20 protein-coding genes are annotated in these 22,503 nt (G+C 38.8%); 6 read left to right on the top strand and 14 right to left on the bottom strand.

All coding sequences use genetic code 11. The annotated features are described in order from the left end of the window. Positions 1–5 precede the first annotated feature (5 nt). The 5 genes from NG743_RS03935 to NG743_RS03915 are packed head-to-tail and all read right to left on the bottom strand — an operon-like array spanning position 6 to position 5,317. Complete coding sequence (locus tag NG743_RS03935; RefSeq protein WP_035083362.1) at positions 6–1,364, bottom strand: hypothetical protein; 1,359 nt, start codon at positions 1,362–1,364, stop codon at positions 6–8. A gap of 26 nt (positions 1,365–1,390) precedes the next feature. Then, complete coding sequence (locus NG743_RS03930) at positions 1,391–2,299, bottom strand: FkbM family methyltransferase (RefSeq protein WP_193962855.1); 909 nt, start codon at positions 2,297–2,299, stop codon at positions 1,391–1,393. 11 nt (positions 2,300–2,310) lie between these two features. Then, the gene (locus NG743_RS03925) at positions 2,311–2,988 is read right to left on the bottom strand and encodes a class I SAM-dependent methyltransferase (RefSeq protein WP_027404761.1); all 678 of its coding nucleotides are present in this window, start codon (positions 2,986–2,988) and stop codon (positions 2,311–2,313) included. Then, positions 2,985–4,109, bottom strand: a complete 1,125-nt coding sequence (locus tag NG743_RS03920; protein ID WP_257121552.1) for a glycosyltransferase — start codon at positions 4,107–4,109, stop codon at positions 2,985–2,987. The genes NG743_RS03925 and NG743_RS03920 overlap by 4 nt, the downstream gene beginning before the upstream one ends. After that, entirely contained in the window at positions 4,106–5,317 is a 1,212-nt protein-coding gene (locus NG743_RS03915) for a glycosyltransferase (RefSeq protein ID WP_257121551.1), read from the bottom strand. Before NG743_RS03915 ends, NG743_RS03920 begins: the two co-directional genes overlap by 4 nt. Before the next feature lie 513 nt (positions 5,318–5,830). Between NG743_RS03915 and NG743_RS03910 the strand changes: the two genes are divergently transcribed. Further along, positions 5,831–7,921: a GumC family protein gene (locus NG743_RS03910; RefSeq protein ID WP_027404764.1), complete on the top strand. Its 2,091-nt coding sequence runs from the start codon at positions 5,831–5,833 to the stop codon at positions 7,919–7,921. 106 nt (positions 7,922–8,027) lie between these two features. Here NG743_RS03910 and NG743_RS03905 read toward each other — a convergent pair whose 3' ends face one another. From NG743_RS03905 to NG743_RS03890, 4 genes are all read right to left on the bottom strand, one after another. Next, a complete protein-coding gene (locus tag NG743_RS03905) occupies positions 8,028–8,414 on the bottom strand; it encodes a four helix bundle protein (RefSeq protein WP_257121550.1) in 387 nt (128 codons plus the stop codon). 68 nt (positions 8,415–8,482) lie between these two features. Next, the gene (locus NG743_RS03900) at positions 8,483–9,691 is read right to left on the bottom strand and encodes a glycosyltransferase family 4 protein (RefSeq protein ID WP_257121549.1); all 1,209 of its coding nucleotides are present in this window, start codon (positions 9,689–9,691) and stop codon (positions 8,483–8,485) included. Beyond that, positions 9,688–10,827, bottom strand: a complete 1,140-nt coding sequence (locus NG743_RS03895; protein ID WP_027404767.1) for a glycosyltransferase — start codon at positions 10,825–10,827, stop codon at positions 9,688–9,690. Before NG743_RS03895 ends, NG743_RS03900 begins: the two co-directional genes overlap by 4 nt. 550 nt (positions 10,828–11,377) lie before the next feature. Beyond that, on the bottom strand, positions 11,378–12,517 hold the full coding sequence (locus tag NG743_RS03890) for a glycosyltransferase family 4 protein (protein WP_027404768.1): 1,140 nt from the start codon (positions 12,515–12,517) through the stop codon (positions 11,378–11,380). Positions 12,518–12,668: 151 nt separating this feature from the next. Between NG743_RS03890 and NG743_RS03885 the strand changes: the two genes are divergently transcribed. From NG743_RS03885 to NG743_RS03875, 3 genes are all read left to right on the top strand, one after another. Further along, positions 12,669–13,151, top strand: coding sequence for a hypothetical protein (locus NG743_RS03885; protein WP_257121548.1), 483 nt, complete (start codon positions 12,669–12,671; stop codon positions 13,149–13,151). A 52-nt stretch (positions 13,152–13,203) separates the two neighbouring features. Beyond that, positions 13,204–13,767 carry a hypothetical protein gene (locus tag NG743_RS03880; protein WP_257121547.1) on the top strand — a complete coding sequence of 188 codons (564 nt, stop codon included), beginning with the start codon at positions 13,204–13,206 and terminating at the stop codon, positions 13,765–13,767. A gap of 503 nt (positions 13,768–14,270) precedes the next feature. Then, the gene (locus tag NG743_RS03875; RefSeq protein ID WP_257121546.1) at positions 14,271–16,622 is read left to right on the top strand and encodes a hypothetical protein; all 2,352 of its coding nucleotides are present in this window, start codon (positions 14,271–14,273) and stop codon (positions 16,620–16,622) included. A gap of 17 nt (positions 16,623–16,639) precedes the next feature. On the opposite strand, the gene NG743_RS03870 is transcribed toward NG743_RS03875, so the two are convergent. Further along, the gene (locus NG743_RS03870; protein ID WP_080683959.1) at positions 16,640–16,843 is read right to left on the bottom strand and encodes a hypothetical protein; all 204 of its coding nucleotides are present in this window, start codon (positions 16,841–16,843) and stop codon (positions 16,640–16,642) included. A 325-nt stretch (positions 16,844–17,168) separates the two neighbouring features. Between NG743_RS03870 and thrC the strand changes: the two genes are divergently transcribed. Continuing rightward, a complete protein-coding gene (thrC, locus tag NG743_RS03865) occupies positions 17,169–18,263 on the top strand; it encodes a threonine synthase (RefSeq protein WP_027404772.1) in 1,095 nt (364 codons plus the stop codon). A gap of 257 nt (positions 18,264–18,520) precedes the next feature. Here the strand turns inward: thrC and NG743_RS03860 are convergent, their stop codons facing one another. Together NG743_RS03860 and pedR are read right to left on the bottom strand one after the other, a co-directional pair. Next, positions 18,521–18,967 carry a DUF6636 domain-containing protein gene (locus tag NG743_RS03860; RefSeq protein ID WP_027404773.1) on the bottom strand — a complete coding sequence of 149 codons (447 nt, stop codon included), beginning with the start codon at positions 18,965–18,967 and terminating at the stop codon, positions 18,521–18,523. A gap of 177 nt (positions 18,968–19,144) precedes the next feature. After that, a complete protein-coding gene (gene pedR, locus NG743_RS03855; protein ID WP_027404774.1) occupies positions 19,145–19,432 on the bottom strand; it encodes a photosynthetic electron transport-dependent transcriptional regulator PedR in 288 nt (95 codons plus the stop codon). Between the two features lie 259 nt (positions 19,433–19,691). Here pedR and NG743_RS03850 point away from each other — a divergent pair, with 259 nt between their 5' ends. Then, entirely contained in the window at positions 19,692–20,669 is a 978-nt protein-coding gene (locus NG743_RS03850) for a carbohydrate kinase family protein (protein ID WP_027404775.1), read from the top strand. Positions 20,670–20,854: 185 nt separating this feature from the next. On the opposite strand, the gene NG743_RS03845 is transcribed toward NG743_RS03850, so the two are convergent. Together NG743_RS03845 and sfsA are read right to left on the bottom strand one after the other, a co-directional pair. Then, positions 20,855–21,208 carry a type II toxin-antitoxin system HicB family antitoxin gene (locus tag NG743_RS03845; protein WP_027404776.1) on the bottom strand — a complete coding sequence of 118 codons (354 nt, stop codon included), beginning with the start codon at positions 21,206–21,208 and terminating at the stop codon, positions 20,855–20,857. A gap of 225 nt (positions 21,209–21,433) precedes the next feature. After that, complete coding sequence (sfsA, locus tag NG743_RS03840) at positions 21,434–22,159, bottom strand: DNA/RNA nuclease SfsA (protein WP_027404777.1); 726 nt, start codon at positions 22,157–22,159, stop codon at positions 21,434–21,436. Between the last annotated feature and the right edge of the window lie 344 nt (positions 22,160–22,503).

The following is a 22,503-nucleotide window of genomic DNA, read 5'->3' as shown; positions in this document are numbered from 1 at the left end:
AACTACTAGGTTGTTGAAAGATTGTCATTTTTAGTATTGTTAGCAACTACAAATAGTGCGCCATTCAATAACCATAATTCCATACCCCCTTGACTATTAAATATGGGATAATTAAAGGTAATGGCTATAGCACCAAGATTGTAAGCAAAAACCAATCCACCCCACAGCGCAAAGTCACCTAATTTACGATTAATAGCAATTTTCCAAGCAGTAATGCCAGCCAAATAAAGAGCAGCAACATAAGCAAGTATCAGTGGTACACCTCCATCTAATAGCCACCCTGTCCACTGGATTTCTACCCAAATAGGTTGGGACTCCAGATAGGTGTTATCACCAAAATAGTTATTCATCATTCCCCAACGCCCTAAACCAGCCCCCAAAGGATATTTAGGTAGTAAGTTGTTAATAGTATCCTGCAAAAAATGTCCCCTATTTTCCTGGTATACTTGGTGAGCAGAACCAGCAAATAAGCTAGTTATCCGGTTGAGGGTAGACTGACCTCCAATTGCTACTGCCCAGGAAAACGTTGCTATAAACAAAGCTGTCACACTGGAAACCATCATTGTCAAACGGGCAATTTGGGCTGTCCTGATTAAGACTAACGCTAAGAAAACCATAGATATGGCAGATAAGGCCAAAATAGAGCGCACTTGGGATAAATAAATGCAAAACAATCCAATACCACCACTAGCTATGCCAGTAAGTCGTAAAATTGGATTTTTGTATTTGATGGCAATAACAACACCAAACAGTAAAGCATAAAAACCAGCATTTGCTGCCCCTCCAGGTGAGTCAGTCAACCCCATTGGCCTATACACTTGTATGCCATTAGTTAAAGTAATTAACAAGTTATCTCCACCATAGATACTATTCTGAATAACTGTGGAAAGAGATGGCTGAAATTTGCCAGGAAAATAGACTTGCAACACACCAAAACATGAACTAAGAGTGTGAATTCCCCACATCAAAAACATTAAACTATTGAACCCAACCTGTGTAATTTTTAAACCTCTCACCCAAAATAAAGGACTGAGAATAGCAAGATACATAGCACATTGAGCCAGCCCAGCCGTTATAGAATTAATTTGGGGATGTAAACTCAACTCTAACACCAAGATGGCCATGACTATCAATGCTGGGTTAGTGGCAGGATGTTTGTTTCCTTCTGGCTTCAACCTTACTAATAAAAATAGACTCAGTGCAAAGGAAGCGCCCCGTATGGGTACACGAAGAAGACCGACTTGGGGAATCAATAGTAATAGTTGAAGAGTAAACTGTAGGAGGATGAAGCTGTGCGCCCATGTCCAGTTGAGTTTCTTCCAGATAGAAGAATTTGATAAGTTATGTTCTGTTTGGCTAATCACTCAATTTACCTAAATAATTTAATTTGTTATTTATTTTTTATTAATACTTGCCATCCAGGTTTCTGAAAATAACTAATTACTCGCTCAGGATTTTTCGTAGCTAGAAAACTTGTAGGCTGCCAATTAGTCCGTGCAAGTTCAGAGTTAGGAGGTAAGATAACAGGTTTTGCAAAATTACGGTGAATCCTAAAAACCCTATATCCCATTGATTCAAACAATGTAGTAATAGGTGTAGGATATTCATTATGCTCTTCAAAAACACAGTCTCGTATTCTTTGTTGTTGTAGTAATTTTTTTGCTCCTTTTAGTACCTGTAGTTCATGACCTTCGACATCAAGTTTCATGACTCCTATTTGTTCTGTTTCTGGAAACAAACTATCCAAAGAGCATGATTCTAAAATTATAGATTTATCTGTAACTTCATCAGTAGTAACAACAGAAGCTAAACCTCGATTAGTCGTAAAAGAATCAGGAATCTGAAGTTGTACTTTTCCTTCCTGTTCAGAAATAGCAACATTTTTAATACAAAACTGGACATTTCTTTTTAACTGCTCTTGCCATTGATTAACATTATGTTTTAATTCTGAAAATATTTCTGGATGAGCTTCAAATGCCCAAACACAACCGCCAGAAATAGAACTAACACGAGCAGCTAAAACTGATGTCATATAGCCAATATTTGCACCAACATCTATTACTAATTCACCTGGTTTAGTTAACCGCCAGAGTGTTTCTGTAACCGCTAAATCAACTATTCCTAGTGTGGTCAAAATTTTTCCATGTTCTTCCTGTGGACGCACTCTAATTTGCATACCCCAAGGAAGTCTCTTATCCACAAATTCAGCGGCTGATGTTGGTCTAAAAGGGAGTATCCTTTGTAAAGCAATTTTTGGTTGATAGAAGTATTCTGGTTTGAAAATTTTGTCTAAAATCATAAGATAGTCCCTTATTTGAGTTTCTGACCCACACAAAGAATATTGTCACTAAATGCCCGACCCCGAAAACCTAAACTTTTCGGCCAGTGCCAAGGTGTAAAAGGTATCCGTCCACAATAACTATAATCTATGTTAATATTAGTCAAACCGCACTCTGTAAATATTCTAATTAAGTCAATTTCCAATAATGCAGTTATATGGGCGGGATAAAGACCAGGTGCTTCTTGAAAGGCGTTAAACTGATTTTTGAGAATTAACGTTAACTTGCTCAACAGGCTTAAATTATTAGGTGTAGTCACAATTACCAATCCACCTGGTTTAGTTAACCTAACCAATTCTCGCATCAAAGCTCGTGGATTTTCTAAGTGTTCAATAACCTCCACTGCACAGACTACATCAGCCACTTGTTCTGGTAAAGGTACTTTGCCAATATCTAAATCAAAAGGAATAAATTCTATCTGTGTCGGTAAATCATCATAGCGAACAGCATCTACACCAAGATAACGGTTAAAGCCATTATTTACCAATGAATAGAGTTTGCCCTGACCACAACCCACATCTACCAATACACCACCTTGAGAATGTCTTTGTGCTATTATTCTCGCTACCATTTGATAGATATGGTCGCCACTAGCACCAAGGCTTTGTTTAGCCCTATTTTCAACATTGCCGACATCAGACACACTCATGCTGCAACCTCCTGTTTGACAACTTGAGAAAGTAACCTGTAAAGCTGATTTAATTGCCTTTGGGGATTACACAGATACTCAGCCCTGGACTTACCACCAGATGCTAAAGTTGCTCTTTCACTAGGATTGGCAATCAATCCACCTAAAACATCGCTTAAGGCATTAATATCATTAGGAGCAACCAAGCGCCCACAGGAATCATCAACAATTTCCATTGCTCCTCCCATAGCTGTTGTCACCACTGGTAAACCTGCATAAAGGGCTTCTATAAAAGCAATCCCGAAAGGTTCAGAACCACTATTGGACTGACAATGAATATCCGCAGATGCTAACAAGTATGGTACATCAGCACGTTGTCCCAAAAAGCGAACCTGTTCACTAATACCCAGTTTTTTTACTTGAGTTTCCAATTCTTGAAGATATTCTGCTTCATGGGGACGTTGCACTCCCCCAGCTATCCAACATACCCACCCTGGTACTTCCCGCAATTGTTCTAAAGCCGAGATTAACAGACTTTGACCTTTCCAGCGTTCCAAACGAGATACTTGGATAATAACTACGGTATCATCAGGGGTATTGAGTTGAGTTCTGACAGATTGGCGAATTGAAGCATGATTAACAATATTTGCTGGAGCTACAGGCAGATAAACAGTTTCACAGTGAGTTCGATAAAGTTTTGTTACAGTCCCTTGGGTGTAACGACTATTAGCAATCACTAAATCTGGAACAACTAACTTTGCTAACTGTTCTAAAACTTGGTTGCCATTCACTGTATCATGACACCAAAAAATCAGGGGTATGTGATTAGCCTTGACAACTGAGCCAAAAATTCCTTGTACCCAGCAAGCATGACAAATCACCACATCAAATTGTTCTTGTTTGAGAATTTGCTGGAGTTGATTTCTTGCTTTCCATACAGTCCAAGGATAACTAATTTTAACGTTTCCTAATTGATGTACTTTCGCTCCTAAATTTTGTAGTTCGTCAGCTAATCTACCTTGAAAACACAAAGCAAACTGAGGCTGCATTTCCTGACATAAATCTTGGTATTTGGCTAAAGTCACCAATAGAGTTTCAATCCCCCCAAAGAGATTGCCTGAGTAAATATGGAGGATTTTCATAGTAAATTCACGGGTGATTGTAATGTAGTGTAATTCAATTCTGAACTCAAAATTTTGTCATATATATTCAAACTACGTTCACCCATAGAAATATGATTAAAATATTCAGCCCGGTCTTGACTAGCTTTAACGAGTCTATCACGTAATCCTGGCTGACGCAGGAGACGATTGGCCGCTTCAGCTAAAGCTTTCGAGTTATTAATGGGTACTGTTAAACCTTCCTGTTCATGACGACTAACCCAAGGGACTCCACTACAAGGAATATTGGCATTAATCACCGGACAACCACTAGCCATTGCTTCTACCTGAACTAAGCCAAATCCCTCGCTGCGGACATTAGAAGGAAACCAAAGAGCGGTAGCAGCATGATAAGCTCCTACAAGTTGATCTTCACTGACGTGACCTAACCAAACAATACGGTTTTCCACTCCTAATTTTCGAGCTAATGCTCTTAACTTTGATTCTAAAGATCCAACTCCAATAACAACAAGCTTTCCCTGTACTCTTGGGAGAGCCTGAATAGCTATATGCAAGGCTTTGTAATAGACCAGTCTACCCACAGCCAGCCAGATTGTATCTCCATATTTTTCGCGGAGGTTGCGACTATAAGCCAGTGCCTCTTGATTCGGTTCTCTATAGATTTCAATATCTAAACCTAGTGGGATCACGTTTAATTTATGAGAATAAAATCGCAGAAATTTTGAGCCTTGAATATACTGAAAACTGGTAGTTAATATTTGTGAACTTTGACTATAAATGATATGTTCAAAGGGACGCAAGGCATATTTTAGGATTTTTTGTTTAATGACATCACTATGGTGGGTAATTACTAAAGGTATTTTCCTATTCAACATGGTTAAAGCCATGAGCATAGTTGGATTAGGTGTATGGAGATGAAAAATAGTATTTGGTTTGTTAACAAATTTATTAATTTCTTGGCACATTCCTGAACAAATATCAAATCTAGCTACTGATAAAAGCCGACCAAGCCGGGTAATGTGAACATTTCTATCCATTTCATAACCAGTTCTGGTTTTAGTCGCTAAATGTCCTTGTTCATCAAATCCATTGACACAAATTACATGAACTTCTGCACCCACAGCAGCTTGAGTTCTGGCTAGAGTTTGAATATGAGTTTCCATACCCCCTCTATCTGGAGGATAATATTTAGACAAATGAACAATACGGATATTATTAGTTTTTCGCATTTTGCTAACTCTTAAGTAAATTTATAGGGAAATTGTCAGAAATGACTAACGCCACGCTACGCTATCAGGATGTCTCCAAAATAAAATATACTTACAGGCACACCAGTGTCAGCACTACTAACAAGTAATGGCAGAATTCAAGATAGAGATTTAAATTTCATGTTTGTTCCTTCTGATTGATGTATCTAAGTAATTGGACAAAAATATTTACAGTCATTGCGAGCGAAGGGAAGCAATCACAACCCTTGCGATTGCTTCATTTCACTTCGTTCCATTTGCAATGACATTGTGTAATTAATTCTGTTCCATTACTTATTTACAGAGGCTGCGAAAAAATCATACTACCAATTTGGCATTAAATCAATGTATTTAGAGACTTTAGAAAGAAAAATCTTTTTTGTGCTGGTAATTATATTTACACAATTCAATCCTGAAATAGACTTAGAGTCATCAACAATAAGAAAATAAATATGGTATTGTATAATAACTAAAGTTTGACTACCCTATAAATATATGGAAGAATACTTACGATATTGGATTATCCTCAAGCGTCGGTGGTTGCCTGTCTCCATAGTTTTCTTGACTCTTTTAGGCTTGAGTATTTTTAAAAGCGTATTAGAAACACCTATTTATCAAGCATCTGGTCAGTTAGTCCTCAAAAAGAATTCCACCTCTTCACTGACAGGAGTAGGTAGCCAATTAGGGCAACTGGAAAGTTCAGTGACTGGTAGACCACTGGGAACAGAGATAGCTGTATTACGTTCCCTGCCTATAGCTGAAAAAACAATTAGTAGTCTCAAACTCAACTTAAACCCGCTAACTCTTATAAAAGACATACAGATCAAGAATATAGAGAATACTGATATTTTAGAAATAAGTTATGCAACTACAAATCCTCGACAGGCCACTCAGATTGTTAACTCATTAATGAAAGTTTATATAGAGAATGATATTAACGCTAACCGCTTGCAAACCAAATCTGCGAGGCAATTCATCGCTGAACAACTACCAAAAGGAAAGCTTGTACTAAACCTGGCGGAAAGGAGAATGTTAAATTTTAAACAAGAGAATAGAGTGTTAGACTTGAGGGCAGAAGCGGCATCAAGTGCTAGTATTCTCGCAGATTTAGATAAACAGGTAGTAGTAACGAAATCAGCATTATCCGTGCAAACTGCAAAAATGGCATCAATTAGGCGGTTGTTTGGGATAAATTCACAGGAAGCTGTAATTGCTGGTTTTGTGGGTGAGTCACCGAATGTTACCCAAGTATTGCAACAGTTACAACAGACACAACAAAAATTGGCAATACTAAGGTTGACCTTAAATGATACCCACCCCACGGTAATTAATCTCCAGGAACAGGAAGTTGTTCTTAAACAAGAACTCCAGGGACGGATCAAAAGCAGTTTTGTTGGTAACGTGGGGCGTTTAAATCAAATAAAAAATGCCGAGGATATAGTTCCATTAGGTGGATCTAGTTTGCAACAACGTATTCTTGCAGATTATGCTGATGCTGAAACAGAACTTCTGAGCTTAGAAGTGCAGTTGAAGGCTCTAGCCGAAGCAATTCAATATTATAGACAAAGGGCTAATGTGTTGCCACAACTTGAATTACAACAACGCCAGATAGAAAGAGAAATAAGTGCTACTGAGTCTAGCTATCAAAATCTCCTGGCTAAATATCAGGAACTGCAAGTAGCCGAAAATATGCAGGTTAGTAATGCTAGGGTAATTACGCCGGCGATAATTCCCGTCGTACCAATTAAGAGCCGTCAGTATACTAATTTACTCCAAGGATTGATTGGTGGGGTTTTACTGGGTGCGGCTACAGCTTTTATGCTGGAAAAAATGGATAACACCATCAAGACAACTAAATCTGCTCAAGAATTGTTAAATTATACCCTCCTAGCCTATATTCCGTCATTTAGTAATGGTAGCGAAATTCCCGATATCATTGTCAGCAACCAATCTGACTCTCCCATGAGTGAGGCTTTTCGGATGTTGGAAACCAATTTGAGATTTTTTAATTCTCAACAACGAATCAAAGTTGTTGTCGTATCAAGTTCCGTACCGAAAGAGGGTAAGTCCACAATTTCCGCCAATTTAGCTTTTGCCATGTCACAATTAGGACATAAGGTATTACTAATAGATGCAGATTTGCGGAAACCTAATCAAAATAAAATTTGGAAAGTTGCTAATGAGATTGGTTTAAGTAATGTTATTAAAGGCCAGTCAAATTTAGATAGTGCCTTAATAGAAATTACACCTGACTTACATCTGATCACTGCGGGTAAAGAAACTAAGAACCCCTCGAAAATAATCGGTTCTAGTCAAATGCCTAAGTTGATAGACCAGCTTGCCCAGGAATATGATTTTGTGGTGATTGATACACCGCCTTTGACTGTTTCTGCTGATGCTACCATTTTAGGTAAATTGGCGACTGGAATTTTGTTTGTTGTCAGACCAGGAGTAGCTGATACTGATAGTGTTTCTATTGCTAAAAATGTGTTAGATCAGGCTAATCAAAATGTTTTAGGTGTAGTTATGAATGGCATTAGTGCTAGACAGCAATATTATGACTATGCTGGAAGTGAGGTTGGTTAGGCAGGGAGTAGGGGGCAGGGAGTAGGGGGCAGGGGGCAGGGGGCAGGGGGCAGGGGGCAGGGGGCAGGGGGCAGGGGGCAGGGAGCAGGGAGCAGGGGATTAGAAATTAGCGTTTTATGAGCCAAGGAGATGGATTGTTGATTATAGTCACTAAGATGCCTAAAACTTGGTTGTAAATTCCATAAAGTTCTCTGCCTGTATCAACATCTAAATAACCACATTTCACAGCAAATTTTAGCCAAGTTTGGGTTTCTGCTGCTTCAGCTTCACTGTCATTCAATTTAGCTATAAAAGCTGCTTCATAACGACGTTTTCTCCAAGCCTCAGCTAAATTAGCACATACAGAACGGGATGATCTACGAATCTGGTCAGTTAAAGAATAACGTTCTTCAACAGGAAATTTCTTAGATAATTCAAAGATTTTCATGGCGACATCAAATGCCATTTTATATGCTTCTAGGTCTTCATGACTTTTGATTGGTTCTTTTTCCATTCCCCTCCTCCCTTGCTGTCTTTGATGATGATCCCCCTGCCCCCTGCCCCCTGCCCCTGCCATCTTTCTCAACGAGTGAATTTAATTTTGTCTGACCACTTAACCTGCTGATAAATTGTGATAATTTGTTCACCATAACGTTGGTGACTAAAATTATTTGTAGCTGTTTTCCTCGCATTTGCTGACAGAAATTGGCGCTTTTCAGGATTTTCAAGTAAATCTATAATTGCTGCTGCTAGGGCTTTTGGTTCTCCTGGTGGTACACCAACTGCATCATAATTATGAGTGAATAACTCAGCCGCACCACCAGCTTGAGATACTATCACTGGTTTACCACAAGCCATTGCTTCTACTATTGCTAAACCAAAGGGTTCTGGTTGGGTACTGGCATGAATGACGATATCCAAATCACGATAGACTTGAGCAATATCTTGCTGAAAACCGAGAAAATCAACTTTGTCTGCAATCTCTAAATGTGCGGCTTTGTCTTTTAATTCCTGTTCAGAAAATTGAGAACCGCGAGTTTTATAAATTGCTCCACCAACTATACAAAAACGCACATTTAAATTAGGGTAGGTTTTGATAATTTCTGATGCTGCTGCTAAGAAAATATCATGACCTTTCCAACGGGCAAAAGTTGCAACTAATCCTATTTTTAAGAAGGTATGGTGGGGTGAAGGTATGGGAGAGAAATAATTAATATCAACGGCATTGTAAATTATTTCTATTGGTAATTTAGGTAGGGTAGTTTTCGCATCTTTAGCTACAGCTTCAGAAATAGCAATTCCTAGTTTAGCCCCATAGCTGACCTGTTTTAAAACCCGTGCCATGAATGGACGTGAACTATAAAAATCATGGATATGCCAAATAATTGGTATATCCTTGATTCCAGCCAATGCTATGAGTAAATGAGTTTTAATCCCGTTGGAGTGAATTAAGTCTGGTTGGAGTTGTTGGAGCGATCGCTGAAATTCTCGCAAATATTGGCCAATGTTTGGTAAAATTTTGACTAGTCTGAATAATAATATTAATCCCATTACAGCCCGATTACTACCTTTAAAAGCACTGTCACCCAGTTGGTTCAATTCTTCTGGTAATTTGACTAATTTTACTTGTACACCCAATTTTTCTGCTTCTTCTATCAATGGTCCATCAGTTCCAACAATGAGGAACAGTTGGATATTTGGCTTTGTATTCAAAAGTGCAGCTATGATAGTTAATAAAACTCTCTCTGCACCACCAATTACTCCTACAGGGTTGACAAATACAATTTTCATATATTTTCAATACCCACTAATTTTAAATAAGATTTGCCAATAATTTGAGCATGATTAGACCAAGAATATTTCTGTGCTTGAGTTAGACGCGAATTAATAGTAGGAGTGCAATTTGGATTTGCTAACACTTGTTCTATTGTTTGCACCCAAGCTGATATATCTGTAATTGGACAATACATAACAACTTCTCCACCTACTTCCCGCAATACAGGAATATCACTAGCAATTACTATACCTCCACAAGCTAAAGCTTCAATCACAGGTAATCCAAAACCCTCGGCTTCACTGGTTAATAACACGGCTGATGCTTGTTGGTAAAGAGTAGCAATAGTTGGACGTGGCAAATTTTGAAGATGAATAATTGCATCACCTATATTTAACTGCGTAATTTGCTGTTGTTGGTTTGGTGTCCACTCACCGCTCACTTTAACAAGTTGTAAATCTGGATGAATACTGCGGACTCGTGCAAATACTTCTAATAAAATATCCATCCGTTTGCGAGGAATACAGCTACCAACGTGAAGTAGAAAAGGCTGTTTAGGTATCTGCGGTGATAATATATCCGATTCAGAATTTATACTAAACTCTGAGGCGATACCATAGGGAGCATGGACTAAGCGCGATGGTTCTACCAGTTGGTAATGCTCAATTTGTTTTCTGACTTCTGCGGTAGAATAAAATACCAGGCTGCATGATTGCAAACCGTGTAAAATTCTCCGAGACATGGCTTGATACCAGCCTGGACGAGGCTCTTTTTCTGGTTCTAGAAGAGAGCGAAAGGCATCAAGATCGTGACAATATACTCCCGTCCGTTCTGGTGGTAAAACATGGGCTAAATGGGCGTAGGAGTGGTCAGAAATGTGATAAAAATCAAACTCTTTCACCCTGTTTTTGAGATACTGGGGATAGTCCCAAAAGCGGTTAAGTAAGCGATCTGCATTATAAGCAAGTTGCTTTTTACCGAGTCGAGGAATTTGTTGAAACCGGCTGTTAAATTTTGGCAGCACCTCTATAGATTGAATAGATGTGGTATATTCAGCTTGCAGGTTGTTGATTAGCATCTGAGCGCATAAATCCATACTATGCCAGCTTTCTTCCACGTAATCGCAGATAATGGCAAGACGCATTTGAGACATATTGTTAATTTTAATTTTCTTGAGTGCTTCAGAAGTTAGGGACTTCCAATTAAAAAAATCCCCAAAAGTTTCTTGTGGTGCGGGCATCTTGCCCGCTAATTACCAAGGACAGGCAGGATGCCCATCCCACAAAATTGGGTAATTTATTTTTTGGTGATCCCTTAGTAAACTAAACTAAGTAGGTTAGCGTTGAAAATTGTCGTTATGGCAAGGCAAGAGTGAAGAGGGTTTGGGCGATTTTACGCTTCTTTACACAGTTTGGTTTTATTGTGTTCACCTACTTATCTTAGTTGTTTAATTCGGATATTAATATTTGAAAAGATTTTATTTGGAATGTATTTAATTTTACCTTTACAGGGTGTAAACTACAAAAAATGTTTCGCAAACAAGATTCAAAATAAATGTTGTTAATATCACTAAAAAGTCTTTTATTCTGGTTAAAACAACCTAAATTGATGGTTTATCGCAATTCCTCAAGATTGGTCAATTGTTGATAAATTTACTAATGGGATAAAAACAGCGATAATTTGCCAAAAACCGGTACCCAAATTCAATTCTTCAAAAGTTCTGTGAAAAATTCTAAATGTTGTTTAGCAACGGAAGGCCAAGTGTACAATTTATGCGCTCTTTCTAAACCCTTCTGTCCTAGTTCTTGACGTTGAGATGGACTATTAAGCAAATCAGAAACAGCTTTAACCCAACCAAGTTGATCTTTTTCACCAACTACCAAACCTGCATCATCAATGACATAAGGAATTTCACCGCTGTCACTACCAATAACAGGAATACCACAAGCAAAAGCCTCAATTAGCATCCTTCCAAATTGTTCTTCCCAGTTAGACACAGTTTGACTGGGAGCGACAAGCATATCCATGGCATTGATGTATTGGGAAACTTTATTATGTTTAATGTCTGTACAAATTCTTACTTTGTTAGGATAACGCTCCGACCAAGTTCTTAATGATGATTCCATAACTCCACCACCCACAAATAAAGCTCGCCAAGGAGTTTCCAAGCTATCTAAAACCTTCATGAGTAAGTCTAATCCTTTTTCGGGAACAAAGCGACCTAAATAGCCAATAATAGGTGTTCCTTCTTCTTCCCACTCAAGAAGACGAAGAATTTGATGTTTTGCATCAACAGATGGGTAGAAATGATTGATATCCACACCAGGGGTAATAACTCGCATAGGACGTGAATAGCCTTGACGAGATATTAAAGTTTCGGCAACCCTTTCTCCAAAGGCAATCCATCCTGTAGAATGACTCATGGCATATTGCTCAATCCAGTTAAATGGAGGTGGGTATTGCTTAGACTTATTTTGAAATGTTGAGTAAACTAATGGAGTTTTTTCTGTCTTCCACCAAGCAACCTGTCCACCGGCAAATATGTAAGGCTCTTCCCAACAATGCACTAAATCCCAGTTTTGCTGCATAATTTCCCGCAGTCGCCAACCATAGGTCATGATGTGAATTTTGCTATTATATACAGGTACTGCTTCAAGCCGACAGATTTCATTAAGATCAGTTTCTAGGGATATAGGTCGTAGATCTCCGTACATAAAGGCAGGAGCAACGGCTGTTACTTCCCATTCGCCTTGTCCTAGACGGGCTATTTCATTGACTAATCGCCGATTCAGACTGACTACATAGGAGTGACCAATAGAGAGAAGTTTTCGAGTTTTAGGCATATATATTAACTTTTACACTTAGGTGAAGAAATTGACGGTATTTTTTATTTGAATATCATTATCAGTATCGAAACACTAGGATAATTGATTTTCATAATTTTATCCTGGTAAATAGTATAAATTTGATGTAAAAATTAACATTACCAAACTTATGGAAATTACGGCTATTGTTCCTCGTTTACCCCCTGCCGTTGATGGAGTAGGAGATTATGGGTTAAAGTTAGCTCAACAAATGTGTCAGGATTTTGGCGTAATTACAAATTTTGTGATTGGTGATCCTAATTGGTCTGGAGAAACTATTTTAGATGGGTTTACAGTTGGGCAAATTCAGCAACAATCTAGCCAGAATTTGTTAAATTTACTCAGTGCAGAAAAATCAAGGACAACAGTGTTACTGCATTATGTGGGCTATGGTTATGCCAGGAGAGGCTGTCCGATTTGGTTAGTAGAAGCTTTAGAAAGGTGGCGAAAAGAGGGAAATAAACGCCGTTTGGTGACAATGTTTCATGAAATCTATGCTTTTGGTCCAATTTGGAATAGCCAGTTTTGGACATCGCCACTCCAAAGAAACTTAGCGACTCGGTTGATTAAATTGAGCGATTCGCTGTATCACCAGCAAAGAAGGATATGCTGATATTATCCGAAAATTTAGTCAAGGAAAACATTCGGATATTCCCACTTTACCAGTGTTTTCTAATGTCGGTGAACCAAAAAATCTCACCCCTTTGTCAGAACGACAGCGGCGTTTGGTAATATTTGGTGGTACTCTCCCACGTTCTCGTGTTTATCAGCAATCTCTATTAGCGTTACAGAGGACCTGTCAAGAATTGGAAATTGAGGAAATTTTGGACATTGGTTCTCCTCTCAAGTTTGAAGTTCAGCCTATTAATGGAATTCCTGTTACCTGTTTGGGAATTAAATCTAGTCAAGAAATTAGTAATATATTATCTAGTTCCTTAGTTGGTTTTTTCAATTATCATACTGACTATTTAAGCAAATCAGGAATTTTTGCTGCCTATTGTTCTCACAAATTGTTACCTATCGGTGTATGGTATAAAGGTAAAGATGCAGATGGGTTACAAGCTGGGAAACATTATTGGTTAGCAGACAGAAATGATCACACACTGAATTTATTAGAGGGACAGGTAGTTGCAGATAATGCTTTCACCTGGTATCAACAACATCAATTATCTGTCCAAGCCAGTATTTTTGCAAGTTATTTACCCATAAACCGTTTATGCAGTGAGTGACTCTGTAAGCATTCAGCTATCACTCTTCTGCCATTCTCGCCAAATAAAAACCTGAAACCCTTATTTATCAATGCTTTTGGTGATTTATTAAGCTTTCAAAATATTCGCCATATTTTGTTAGTAATAAACGGTTCAAACCTTTAGGAATGTGGATTTGAAAATTAGGAAATTATTTTTTTGATTCCCAGTTTAACAGAAGAGAGAATAAGTAGTGAGACAGAATTAATTACACAATGTCATTGCATAATCTTTACGTAGCGTTAGCCATATGGAACGAAGTGAAATGAAGCAATTCCAAGGGTTGTGATTGCTTCCCTTCCCTCGCAATGACTGTAAATATTTTTGTCCAATTACTTAAAAGGTTAATTAATGCGTTTGTACTGGGATTGATTTTCGAGAAAATTAACGGTTATAAAGATGGTTCTTCCTTCACTCCCGGTTTTATTACGTATCTCATTAAAATAGTTAGTTCACTTACGCCGTGATGTACTAGTAATCATCAGATGATCAATAAACCCCGCAAACGCATACCAAAAGCTGCTGGACTGAATCAGCCTCCTCAAAGTGTAACAAATAAGAATGTTAAAAAACTACCCAAACGTTATCAACGGCGTAGTTGGTTATCGTCTACGTTGGCGCTGAGTCTGTTGTTAAGCAGTGCTGGTATAATTATTGGTGTTGGTTGGATGAGTGTGCTATTTATTTTAAATCCTGCCCAGGTTAGCTGGGTGAATGATTTTTTACCAAAATGGGCAAAAATATCTACAGGTAAAGGAGAATTACCGGAAACAGTTACAGCTATTGAACTCGGTTTAAGTCAAAAACAACGTCTATCTGGCGAAATCATGCCTTTAGATGGCAAGTCAGAGGAATCTTTTTTATTACCAATTTTCCAAAAACGCCAGCATTGTCAGTCTAATTGTCAAGAATTGGTAGAACTGAGGATCTATAAACTTTCCCAGGATTTGGAATATAAATTTCAGTCAAAAAAATACTACCATTTAATTACTAAATTACCTGTTATTGGTCTATCGAAAGGTTTTATAGAATCCTCTTCAGGTGTGGTTATTTCTGAATCAGACAATCAAGAAACAAAAATATATTTACCTCTAACTAAGGTGAAAGCTTTTACAGATCCTCACCTGTTTCCAGGATTTTGGTTTTATTTGCGGGGTGAATACAAAAATAACGATAATAATATTACCTATGGTCAAGTTGTCTATTACAATCCTACTCTCAAAAGCTTACAAAAAATGTTATCTTGGAAAACCCGCAATGGGCAGTTACCTAAGTGGCAACAGATAACGGGTAATGATTCAAAAGATTTAATTATTGATCAAACGGTAAATATAGAACCAAATTTGCAAGTTTATCAAGTTAAACCGAGTCAGTTAGTGGCTAATTCTATTTATCTGGAAGCAATTAATTTCCAAAAACCTGCCGTTAATGAATTTGCTTTTCAACAGTCTCTGTTATTAGCCAGAAATGGACTTTGGACTCCTGCTTTTACATGGTTGAAATCTTTAGAAAAACAGCGTAAACAGCCTTTTTCAGCGGCAGCACGGGCGCAAATAGATGTCATCCGCTTACATTCGGAATTTACAAGAATGCAGGCTGAGAAAAATTGGGCAAGTCCTCACCAACAAGTTACAGCAGATATTATTGATGGTCGTTGGGAAAAGGCTTTGCAGGTATTGGAAAATTCACCTGATAATGGTCAAGAAATTACTAATTTATTACAAACTGATAAGGGGAGAATTTGGAATCGGGCTGCGGTAGCGTTGCGACTTAATCCTAATCGTCGCGCGGTTTTAGCTTGGGTAGCGTTAATTTTTAAGGTGCAACGGGGGGAAGAAAGAGCTAATGCTTGGTTGCAAGCACAACCGAATATTAATGCGGAAACACTTAACTATATTCAAGGTATTTTAACTCAAGTTGATGATGATAAAATTAATGCCTATAAAAGTCGAATTATTGGCACTGTAAAACAAGTTAGTCGCATTAATGAGGGGGATTGGTTGCCAATATCTCTGCAAACTGATTTGAAAATTACTAATAATCAAGTTTGGTATCAGGTGGAAGTTAGTGCCTTTCATGATGGTATGAGTTGGTTAAGTTATCCGTTTGCTAATTTTGACCAACTGCAAAATCAACCTCGAAAATTTTGGCGCAAACTTCTGGGGATTAGTTCTGACCCCAGTATGCAGGTTATTGTCTGGAAACCTAATGGAGAACAGGAGGTCACTAAAACTACTATTCAGGCTGTACAAGTGAGGGGACAGAGTTTACGGTTGTTAATGTTGGGTTCTGCCTTGCCTGAACGCAAGGTTAATTCTTTCCAGCCTCGACCTTTAGCTCTGACTGTGGATGCGTTAACATGGGTAGAACCGTCTCCGGTAACTGTGAAGGACTTATATCAACAACAACCTAAGTTAGTGGAGTCCATGCTGCCAGTTCTATGGCAAAAATTACAACAGTCGGGTGATTTAACTGCTGGTGTGATTCCTGATTTTCAGGAAATGCGCGAGAAAATGGCTGATTGGCCAGTTCAATTAGCTGATTTGACGAATGATCAACATCAGGAGATTGTGCTAACTATTTCTGATCCTGCTATAGCCTCTTTAAATCACTTCGATGGTAATACTTCAAAACCGACAGATAATCAAAAACGTCCCCGCACTCTCATCTTTTCGGCAGATAGTAATGTCATTTATAGCGATTTTGCCCGTGCAAACCAGCAAACGCTAATAGCGATCGCTCAACTTACCGATGATCAATCTCTAGCGTTACTGGTAGAAAATAGGCAGGGATATAGTTTGGAACGTTGGTCACAAACTAATCAGCGATTTGAGTAGTTACCACAGGTGGTAACTTATGCTTCGTCGCTAGGAGCTTCGATTTGTTCGCTTTTGAGATTTTGCAATTGCTCTAAAAGGGAATCTACCTCTGCTTGTAAGTTAATAAACTTAACTTGCTGATCGCCTTGATAGTAGGCCTTCGTTAACTTCTCGACTAAGTTAGCGTGGGATTCACATTCGGAAACACTGGATGACATAGTAGACATAGTTGTTGGCATTAGAAATTTAACTCACACCATTTAGGAATAGTATAATATACTTATCTTAATCCTTGTTAAGATATTATATAGTTTTTATCATACCCTCTAAGTAGGTCACAAATGTAGTGACAGAAGACTCGGATAATTATAACAGTGTTCCCCAAATACAGCACTTCTGGGTATTATGAGGTACAAGAACCCCATACCCTCATAGCTGGCGATGAGGGGGCTAAGATGTAAATCATATAATTGGAAATCGCTGTAAAATATAGACTTGAAAAGTGGGATACTTATCCAAAAGCATTCCCAATCGTAAATCCTTAATTAAGAAATTTTTAATCCTGTGACTTTGAGCCTGTCTGCTGCTAAATCTCATTGCCAACCGTGGCCAGGGCTGATAGAAGCCTATCGTCAATACTTGCCTGTCAGTGAAAAAACCCCTGTGGTGACTTTGCTGGAAGGTAACACACCTTTGATTCCCGCGCCAGCGATCGCCGAACGTATTGGCAGACAGGTGAAGGTGTATGTTAAATATGATGGACTTAATCCCACAGGTAGCTTCAAAGACCGGGGGATGACAATGGCAATTTCTAAAGCAGCAGAAGCAGGTGCTAAGGCTGTGATTTGTGCCAGCACTGGTAATACTTCCGCCGCTGCCGCTGCCTATGCTAGACGGGGAGGAATGAAACCTTTTGTGCTGATTCCCGATGGCTATGTGGCTTTAGGTAAGTTGGCACAGGCGCTACTTTATGGCGCAGAGGTGTTAGCTATTAAAGGCAATTTTGACCGCGCTCTGGAAATTGTCCGGGAAGTGGCAGATAGTTATCCCATTACTTTGGTAAATTCTGTCAACCCCTACCGCTTAGAAGGACAAAAAACCGGAGCTTTTGAGGTTGTTGATGCTTTGGGTGATGCTCCCGATTGGTTATGTATTCCGGTGGGCAATGCGGGAAATATCACAGCATATTGGATGGGTTTTTGTCAATATCATCAAGATGGTAAATGCGATCGCCTACCGAAAATGATGGGTTTTCAAGCCGCTGGGGCTGCACCTTTGGTGAATGGTCAACGGGTGGAACATCCTGAAACCATAGCCACGGCCATTAGAATTGGGAATCCCGCCAGTTGGGATAAAGCCATTGCAGCGCAAACGGCCAGTCAAGGAAGATTCCGGTCTGTGACTGATGAGGAAATTCTCGACGCTTACCGACTTTTAGCATCATCGGAAGGGATTTTCTGTGAACCGGCTAGTGCGGCTTCTGTGGCTGGTTTGTTACAAGTAAAAGACGAAGTTCCTAGTGGTGCAACGGTTGTTTGTGTCTTAACTGGTAATGGGTTAAAAGATCCAGATACGGCTATTAAACACAGTCATGCTCAATTCAAACAGGGCATTGATGCTGATATTAAGGCTGTGGCGGCGGCGATGGGATTTGAATAGGTAGCCAGTCCTATATAAAGGGTGATTGTAGGCGATCGCCCTTTCCTCTATTTTAACCCCTTTATACTCAAAACGGCTTGATTGTTTGATTCTAAACGTAGGGGTAAAGTAAGAGCTTCATCGGTGTCAACTTAAGCTCAAATCCCTACCACATCTCGTTCCTAGTCTCTGACTAGGAATGCAGTTGATGAGGCTCTGCCTCTAATATTATTGAAGGCAGAGCCTTCTAGAATTCATTCCCTGGCTGGCTGGCTTAACTAAGATTGAGAAAGTCCGAAGACACGCCATTTTTCCCGACTGAGAAAAAAGCCAATGCCATTTTGATTAGTACAAGTTAAACCAGTTTTTTGGGAAACACACTTAAAACCGCCATTGTTCCAAGTCTGTCCATAAGCTAAAACAGTTTTATTCTTATCAGCGACAGTATCACTAATACACAAAATTTCTGGTCTAGCATCAGCAGGTAACAAAAAACCCCTTCCCCAATCAAACCCGCAATATCCAGGATAAGGTTGAGGCGGTTTGGGTTTCAGTGAAGAATTGATTTCACATCTTAAACTGTTGATTTCTCCTGGCATTAGCTCACAAAACATATTACCACTAGGGGATTGAAAACCCTTTGGTGCAGCAATACTGACCTGTGGCAATATTGTCACCATGCTGGTAATAACAAAGATGATTGGTTTGAGCAATTGTTTGTACATAATGTGATATTACCTGCAACGATCATTAAAAGCATATTTGTGGGATAATTGATTTACGCCTTTAGATACCTGTGCTTTAACCTTGCTTTTTTAATATGCAAAGTAGTACACAACAGCGTAAATCAACTACTCCACTCTCAATCAGTAATCTATAAAATAGCAAAAAAGCTAGATTAATCAGCTTCTTGACTCAGAGATACTTTCATCATTCCGGAGAGAAAGAGGACAGCAATTAACATCATTCAAACAAACTTTACCCCATTGTAAAGCCCAACGTACCAAAGCCACACGGTTATCAGTTTTCGTCTTGGTGAGAATGTTGCTAATGTGGTTATCGACTGTGCGTTTACTAATTTCCAGTTTGACTGCAATTTCTTGGTTAGTTAAGCCGGTAGCCACTAAGTCTATAATTTGCAGTTCTCTGTCTGACAGACTAACACGGGTCCCAGACTCACTAGTAGCCATGACTTATTATTCCTCCCTTGGTATATGTACTCAAATCTTACTCCTCATTCTAGAAGATTCTTTCCGAGGTAGATAGTTTTAAATGTTGCTAATAATACTAATGTCAAGATTTTCTTTTAATTTTAGGTTTGTAGTCCTACTTGTTACAAATAATAGGTATTAATTTTAACTAGGATCAATAAAAAAGCTTTATTCAAGTGCATACTGCGATAGTGTCAAACTAGATTTAGATTATGCCCCATCGAAAATCAAAAATGAAATGAGTAATCCCTCTATTTTATGTCTTGGTGAAGTCTTACTTGACTGTTTAGCTGATCAATTGGGACTTAAGCTAGAAGAAGTGAAATCATGGACTCCCTATCCTGGAGGTGCGCCGGCGAATGTAGCTTGTGCTTTGGTAAAGTTGGGAACTTCAGCCGGTTTTATCGGTGCTGTGGGTGAGGACGAAGCCGGGAGTACACTGATAAAATTATTAGAAGATGTTGGTGTAGATACAACTGGTGTGCAACGTCATTCTACAGCACCAACGAGACAAGTATATGTGGTTAGGGATTTGGCAGGCGATCGCACTTTTGCTGGTTTTGGTAAATATGATACCTCAGAATTTGCTGATACCCGCCTAGAAGCAGCAAAGTTACCAACTGCGCTCTTTAATGAAGCTGACTTTTTGGTGGTGGGAACTTTAGAACTAGCCTATCCTGAAAGTGAAAAAGCGGTTTTGCGAGCTTTGGAGTTAGCAGAACAATATGACCTCAAAATCATTCTCGATGTCAATTGGCGACCAGTATTTTGGCAAGATGAAAATACAGCTAAAACCAAAATCCTGTCATTGCTAAAGCGATTTGATTTTCTCAAATTAACCAAAGAAGAAGCACAATGGTTATTTAACACTACAGACCCAGGGGCAATTACTTATAGGCTCGATTCTTTGGAAGGGGTTTTGGTGACAGACGGTGAACATGGTTGTGCCTATTGTTTAGGGGAAAATGAAGGTAAAATGCCGGCGTTTTCCATGTCTGTCGTAGATACAACTGGTGCTGGAGATAGTTTCTTGGCTGGGTTTATCCATCAATTGCAACAAGTGGGGATTCACAGCCTCAAAGATGCAGATACAGCCAAAAGGATTGTCACCTATGCCAGTGCTGTGGGAGCATTAACCACTATTAAACCAGGTGCGATCGCTTCCCAACCAACTGCGGCAGAAGTTGATGCTTTTCTCGCTTCCCATCAACTTTAACCAATAGCATATTTTACGGGAATATCAGTGACTATACTAAACACGGTTGGGACATGGACTTTTACGAAATTACGAAAAACCTCGATTTGTAGGGGTTTAGCACTGCTAAACCCTTACCCACAGATCAAATGTATAAGCCTGTGTTGAGTATATTAGCTGATATTCCTGATACCATTTGGCATTTTTCAAGCATTTTCCAGCGATTCCCCCTTCAGATAACGTTCCAGTGCATCCGTTACCAGCTTATTGAGATTCACCCCCCGCTGTTGAGCAAATAACACCGCTTGGCGATGAAGTTGGCTACCTACACGCACATTAAAACTCCCCTTAAACGGCTTCTCTGGTTCAATCCCTCTTTCTTCACATAGAGCCAAATAATCATCAATTGCTTCCTCAAAACTAGCCCTCAGACTAGTTACATCTTCCCCCTCAAAACTAATTAAACTGCGAAGATATTCCACCTGTCCATAGAGGATTTTATCTGCATCGCTATAGTGAATAGAGCCAAAATAATCCTTATATTGCATCATGTCATTCATAGCAATTCTTCCCTTTGGAGAATCTCGATAATCTGTTCAATTTGATAAGTAGGTGGGCGGAGGAAAATCAAAATATATTTCGTTTTTTGAAATGGCTAAAAATCAACGACAATAACCCATCGAGGTGAATTTACATATCGTTACACATTTTGGTTATTTCACGTCCACCTACTTATCCTTTGAGAATATTTTAGTGACATTAATATCATCTCATCAACGTTTCTGTTAAATTTTCAGTTTTGCTAAACCTAAATAACGAATACCTTCAGGAGATATATCAAAGCGACATGGTAAAACTTCTAAACCCAGTTTAATCGCTTCTCGCAACAACTGACCATATACGGGATCTGTTGTATCTCCAGGTGCAAACTCTACACAATCACCTCGATTAATAAAATACAGCATTACCGACCGACTGGCGGGTAAAACTTCCATTAATTCCCGTAAATGCTTTTGTCCTCTGGTGGTTTCTGTATCGGGAAATAAGGCTAAAGTTCCCTGACACCAAGTTGTATTTTTTACTTCTAAATAAATTGGGCGTTCTTCAGCGCTACCCGTCAAATAAAAATCTATCCGACTTTTGCGATCTTTTCCATAAACAACTTCACCTTTCACCTGTTCATATTCACCCAACTCTGGAAATAAACGTTTTTCTAAAGCTAATTTAATTACCCGATTCGGTAAAGCCGTATTTACACCCACCCAAACTGTTTGATTATCATTAACTTGAATTAACTCTAATGTATAAGCTAACTTACGGTTAGGATTATCGCTTTTAGAAATTTGCACAGCACTACCAATGGTAGAAACTCCCGTCATTGGCCCCGTATTTGGACAATGTGCTGTTACTACCTCTCCAGAATCTAGTTGAACGTCAGCAAAAAACCGCTTGTAGCGTTTGAGTAAAATACCAGGATAGAGTGTGGGGTAGTTATAGAGCCAATCAATCATTAGTCATAAATAGGTAGAGCATTGATTTATAGTAACTCAATGAAAATACCATGAACAGATCCCCGACTTCTTTTGTTTATTGTGTCCGCAAACCATAAATTGATGTCAGAAGTCGGGGATATTATCACTTTACCTAAATTCTTATCGAAAAAGTCTAATTTGCATCATAAATGAGTAACTTTTGTAGTCAAATTTACAATATTTTTAGAGAAATTAAATATAATGTAGTAATCCTATTTGAGTTATGAACTAGTTTTTTTAACGAACCACAGAGGATACAGAGGACACAGAGGTGGGGAAATAAGAGATGTTCACATTTCATTTAGGATTGCTATAGATATTAC

It is taken from the genome of Dolichospermum heterosporum TAC447 (assembly GCF_024584745.1).
GTDB lineage: Bacteria > Cyanobacteriota > Cyanobacteriia > Cyanobacteriales > Nostocaceae > Dolichospermum > Dolichospermum heterosporum.
Note: the sequence above shows the minus strand (reverse complement) of the source record. Positions and strands in the feature narration are given on the sequence as shown.

What these genes read in the sequence shown, in the direction of transcription:
- NG743_RS03930 (WP_193962855.1), bottom strand. Translation starts at nt 2,299, where the DNA reads ATGATTTTAGACAAAATTTTCAAACCAGAATACTTCTATCAACCAAAA.
- NG743_RS03925 (WP_027404761.1), bottom strand. Translation starts at nt 2,988, where the DNA reads ATGAGTGTGTCTGATGTCGGCAATGTTGAAAATAGGGCTAAACAAAGC.
- NG743_RS03920 (WP_257121552.1), bottom strand. Translation starts at nt 4,109, where the DNA reads ATGAAAATCCTCCATATTTACTCAGGCAATCTCTTTGGGGGGATTGAA.
- NG743_RS03915 (WP_257121551.1), bottom strand. Translation starts at nt 5,317, where the DNA reads ATGCGAAAAACTAATAATATCCGTATTGTTCATTTGTCTAAATATTAT.
- NG743_RS03910 (WP_027404764.1), top strand. Translation starts at nt 5,831, where the DNA reads ATGGAAGAATACTTACGATATTGGATTATCCTCAAGCGTCGGTGGTTG.
- NG743_RS03905 (WP_257121550.1), bottom strand. Translation starts at nt 8,414, where the DNA reads ATGGAAAAAGAACCAATCAAAAGTCATGAAGACCTAGAAGCATATAAA.
- NG743_RS03900 (WP_257121549.1), bottom strand. Translation starts at nt 9,691, where the DNA reads ATGAAAATTGTATTTGTCAACCCTGTAGGAGTAATTGGTGGTGCAGAG.
- NG743_RS03895 (WP_027404767.1), bottom strand. Translation starts at nt 10,827, where the DNA reads ATGTCTCAAATGCGTCTTGCCATTATCTGCGATTACGTGGAAGAAAGC.
- NG743_RS03890 (WP_027404768.1), bottom strand. Translation starts at nt 12,517, where the DNA reads ATGCCTAAAACTCGAAAACTTCTCTCTATTGGTCACTCCTATGTAGTC.
- NG743_RS03885 (WP_257121548.1), top strand. Translation starts at nt 12,669, where the DNA reads ATGGAAATTACGGCTATTGTTCCTCGTTTACCCCCTGCCGTTGATGGA.
- NG743_RS03875 (WP_257121546.1), top strand. Translation starts at nt 14,271, where the DNA reads ATGATCAATAAACCCCGCAAACGCATACCAAAAGCTGCTGGACTGAAT.
- NG743_RS03870 (WP_080683959.1), bottom strand. Translation starts at nt 16,843, where the DNA reads ATGCCAACAACTATGTCTACTATGTCATCCAGTGTTTCCGAATGTGAA.
- NG743_RS03860 (WP_027404773.1), bottom strand. Translation starts at nt 18,967, where the DNA reads ATGTACAAACAATTGCTCAAACCAATCATCTTTGTTATTACCAGCATG.
- pedR (WP_027404774.1), bottom strand. Translation starts at nt 19,432, where the DNA reads ATGGCTACTAGTGAGTCTGGGACCCGTGTTAGTCTGTCAGACAGAGAA.
- NG743_RS03850 (WP_027404775.1), top strand. Translation starts at nt 19,692, where the DNA reads ATGAGTAATCCCTCTATTTTATGTCTTGGTGAAGTCTTACTTGACTGT.
- NG743_RS03845 (WP_027404776.1), bottom strand. Translation starts at nt 21,208, where the DNA reads ATGAATGACATGATGCAATATAAGGATTATTTTGGCTCTATTCACTAT.
- sfsA (WP_027404777.1), bottom strand. Translation starts at nt 22,159, where the DNA reads ATGATTGATTGGCTCTATAACTACCCCACACTCTATCCTGGTATTTTA.